4 protein-coding genes and 1 pseudogene are annotated in these 3,212 nt (G+C 46.8%); 2 read left to right on the forward strand and 3 right to left on the reverse strand.

Annotated elements, in window-relative coordinates:
* Window positions 1–162 (forward strand): annotated as a pseudogene (locus tag BRO54_RS20700) (sporulation protein YhbH); the annotation flags it as partial.
* On the opposite strand, the gene BRO54_RS18480 reads toward BRO54_RS20700, so the two are convergent.
* Window positions 152–1,705 (reverse strand): recombinase family protein, encoded by a 1,554-nt coding sequence (locus BRO54_RS18480; RefSeq protein ID WP_074044828.1) that lies wholly within the window; start codon window positions 1,703–1,705, stop codon window positions 152–154. The pseudogene BRO54_RS20700 and the gene BRO54_RS18480 overlap by 11 nt on opposite strands.
* Window positions 1,706–1,831: 126 nt before the next feature.
* The gene (locus BRO54_RS18485; RefSeq protein WP_074044829.1) at window positions 1,832–2,518 is read right to left on the reverse strand and encodes an ImmA/IrrE family metallo-endopeptidase; all 687 of its coding nucleotides are present in this window, start codon (window positions 2,516–2,518) and stop codon (window positions 1,832–1,834) included.
* A 171-nt stretch (window positions 2,519–2,689) separates the two neighbouring features.
* Here BRO54_RS18485 and BRO54_RS18490 point away from each other — a divergent pair, with 171 nt between their 5' ends.
* Complete coding sequence (locus BRO54_RS18490) at window positions 2,690–2,893, forward strand: hypothetical protein (RefSeq protein WP_074044830.1); 204 nt, start codon at window positions 2,690–2,692, stop codon at window positions 2,891–2,893.
* On the opposite strand, the gene BRO54_RS20285 is transcribed toward BRO54_RS18490, so the two are convergent.
* Window positions 2,877–3,212 (reverse strand): hypothetical protein (locus BRO54_RS20285; protein WP_204378357.1); only part of this gene is annotated, 336 nt, incomplete at its 5' end. The genes BRO54_RS18490 and BRO54_RS20285 overlap by 17 nt on opposite strands.

Genomic DNA, 3,212 nt, shown 5'->3' on the forward strand with positions numbered 1-3,212 from the left:
AATCAGTACAACCGTTCACCCTCTACACTTATGCGTGCATACGGCAGCATGAAACATGAGAAATTCAAATACTATATCTTGAAACAAAAATCCGATGTGTTCGAGGCCCTGAAATATTTCTTCTCCGCAGAAAAAAAGGAGGCCGTTGCCTCTAAATCCTAGGGTAAAGCTGAATCGTAAACTGGTCCTTTTTCGTCCACTCCGGTTTTCTCAGGTATGTCGCTTTCTCAAGCACCGATTTGAGAAGGCGATTTTTCTTTTCTACATCGTCGGTGAGGCGATAGGCGTCGAGCACCTTCTTGACTGTCGGGATGTATTCGTTGATGTTCTTTTCTTTCATCTGCTCCTTGGCGATTTCCTCCCGCAGTTGATCGATTTCCTCTTGGGTTTTCTTGATCCGGCTGGCGATCGTTTGCTGGCGCTCAAGGAACGTCTCGATCGTATAGACGCCTCGCTCTAGCAAGTCGTGCAGCGTGTCCTTTTGTTTGTGGAGCTCTCGGAGCTCTTTTTCTTTTTTCTCAATAGCTTTTTGTTTTAGTGGGATGACCGAACGCTGTTCTTTTCGGGCAAGAGCTTCCTCCTGCACTTCAAACTGATCGACGAACTCGGCGAGAGATTGCAAGATTTTCTCCTCAACGAGCGGCAGGAGCGCTCCCTTTTGCACACCTTTGCATTTCGGATTTTGGCAACGCACAAGCGGATGAGGGCGGTCTTTACGCGGCTGATACCACATCGTATAGCCACAGACTTCGCATTTCAGCAATCCAGCCAGCGGGTTGGCTAACGGTTTGCTTTCCACCGTAGAAGGGCGCCAGCGGCTCCGATATGCCTTGTTGGCGGCTTCCCAGAGCTCCTTAGACACAAGGGGTTCATGGGCGTTCTCTTTGATATACCAGCGCTCTCTTGGCATTTTCTTGCGTTTATACTTGCCGTTTTGCTTAATGTATTTCACCTTGCCCCAGATGATATGCCCGAGATACACCTCATTTTTGATAATGGCGCTGATCGTCGAAGGAGACCAGAAAGCGCGCTTTTCGTCAGGCGGCTTCACTCCGAGCCGATCCAGTTCAGCGGCGATCGCCTGGCGGCCGTGTCCGTCGCGCATCATCTCAAAGATTTTCACCACGACCCATGACGTTTCCGGATCGGGGTATAGCTTGAGATTTTCGTCGCGAAGATAGCCGTACGGCGGCTTTTTTGAAATGGAGCGTCCTTTCGCAGCCGAGTCGCGCCGGCCACCTTGGAGGCGCTTCGTAATGACTTTGAGCTCTTCGCGTGACACGATGGATTTCACACCGAAGACGAGCTCCCACGTCTCGCTTTCCGGGTCATATATTTCCGTCGGGGTGATAATTTTCGTTCCCGAATAGCGGAAAGCGCGGTCTAAAATCCCCTGATCGAGCATATCTCCCCGGCCAAGGCGGTCAATGTCCATGACAAGCACCGCGTCAGCGACCCCTGTTTCTAGTTCGCGCAAAAGCTTCTGAATCTCGGAGCGCTCAGCGATGGACTCGCCGGACACAATCTCCTCGAAGATGCCGAGGATATTATGACCTTCTTTACGCGCCACGGCCAGCAAGTTATCCCGATGCCGTTGCAATGTATCGTATGACGCGCCGGATTCAGCGGCCTTTTTCTCTTCCTCGATATCCTTCCGGCTTTTGCGAAGATAGATGAACACGTCCAAGTTTCTTGGTCTATACATAAAACCACCTCTGACCTGGAATAGAACTCGCTATCACCATGTATGCAAAAAAAGAGGCAAATATGCGGACTAGCCGTTATGATTTTATGTGATTCATCCATTCTGTGGCGGTATAATTCATGATTTTTAGTTGTTCCTTTGGTCCATCTGCTGTAAATAACGAATGATTTCTTGCTGTTCTTCATCCGTTAAATCTCCGTCAATAAATAGAGATCCAACATGTGACGCAGCATACTCACGAAGTAAGCGGAGATTATTCTCGGCATCACGGCCGACAGCGGCGGCAACCGGTTCAGCGACTTGCATATATCCGAAAAGCGCCTCATAAAACCGGTAGCTTTCCCATTGCTCCTTAAAGCGATCCCAGCGCCGTTTAGCGAACAGCGGCTCCACACCAAACGTTTCGCTCAGTACATAGATGATTTCCTTTTCTGTGTGCGGAAGCTCAAGCTCAAGCAGCATAAACGTCGGCACACAAAAGTGCAGCGCAAAATTCGTCGCCTGGGCTTCTTGTAGCTGTACGAGGGAAGGGGGAAGTAGCATTTGATTTCCCGCATGGCGCAATACATGCCCAAGCTCATGGCCAAACTCTTGCCATTGTTGCTGACGACTGAGGCGGCGGTCGACGATGATGCTGTACACTCCGTTCCGTTCGATCGCTGTGCTTCGGATATCGGCGAAATGAAGCCAGACGTTCAGTTTCGCAGCAATGTCGATCATGTCGAGCTGATGAGGCTTCTTGATCGCCAAATGCTCGTACAATTCACAAATATATTGTTCCAGTGGGGTGAACTGGTAGGACGAGAAGTTCATGGGAATCACCTCACTTTTATTATAGGAACATGCGTTCGAGAAGACAAGGAAAAAAAGATCCCTAAAAAGGGATCAACGAAGGATAACTGACGAAACCATATTTTCTAACCGAAAAAAAGGTTTGCTGTTTTCTTGTATTAGGCATATTATAAAAGTAAGGTGGTGAGCAAAATGTTCAAAAAAAGAATAATTAATAAAATCTTTAACGAGGCAATCAAATCATCAAAAACACTCAATGAAGAATATGAAACTATGCGTGTTAGGAACGCCAAACATATCATCGAGACTCATCAAATGATGAATCAAAAAAGAAATGAGTTTCAAAAACATAAAGAGGAAATAGAGACAGCTTTTCGCTTTATTCGTAGTAAATAGCAATTGGCGTAGCAATATAATCCCCTGGTTTAAGTATTTGAAAGCTTCCTAAAATTAGGTCGAACATAAAATTTGCGAGTTGGGTGAAGTCCTGCAATTCTCCTAAAACTCCGCCTAAGTCATCATTGTTGTAGATTATATCACGCTTACCTATGACCCTAAAAAGAATTTTTGCCCTGCGTGCCGAAGCAGATCGGATTGAAAGGGCTGTTGGAACCTCGCGTAACATTCCTTTATCGATCAACTGAAATGTGTTTGCTGCCTTAATTATTGAGTAGTTACCTAAGAAACTATTAGCGTACGAAGAAAATACTTGTAT

Source organism: Geobacillus proteiniphilus (genome assembly GCF_001908025.1).
Taxonomy (GTDB): domain Bacteria; phylum Bacillota; class Bacilli; order Bacillales; family Anoxybacillaceae; genus Geobacillus; species Geobacillus proteiniphilus.

Excerpts from the sequence above, each read along its gene's own strand:
- BRO54_RS18490 (WP_074044830.1), top strand. The coding sequence starts at position 2,690 with ATGTTCAAAAAAAGAATAATTAATAAAATCTTTAACGAGGCAATCAAA.
- BRO54_RS18485 (WP_074044829.1), bottom strand. The coding sequence starts at position 2,518 with ATGAACTTCTCGTCCTACCAGTTCACCCCACTGGAACAATATATTTGT.
- BRO54_RS18480 (WP_074044828.1), bottom strand. The coding sequence starts at position 1,705 with ATGTATAGACCAAGAAACTTGGACGTGTTCATCTATCTTCGCAAAAGC.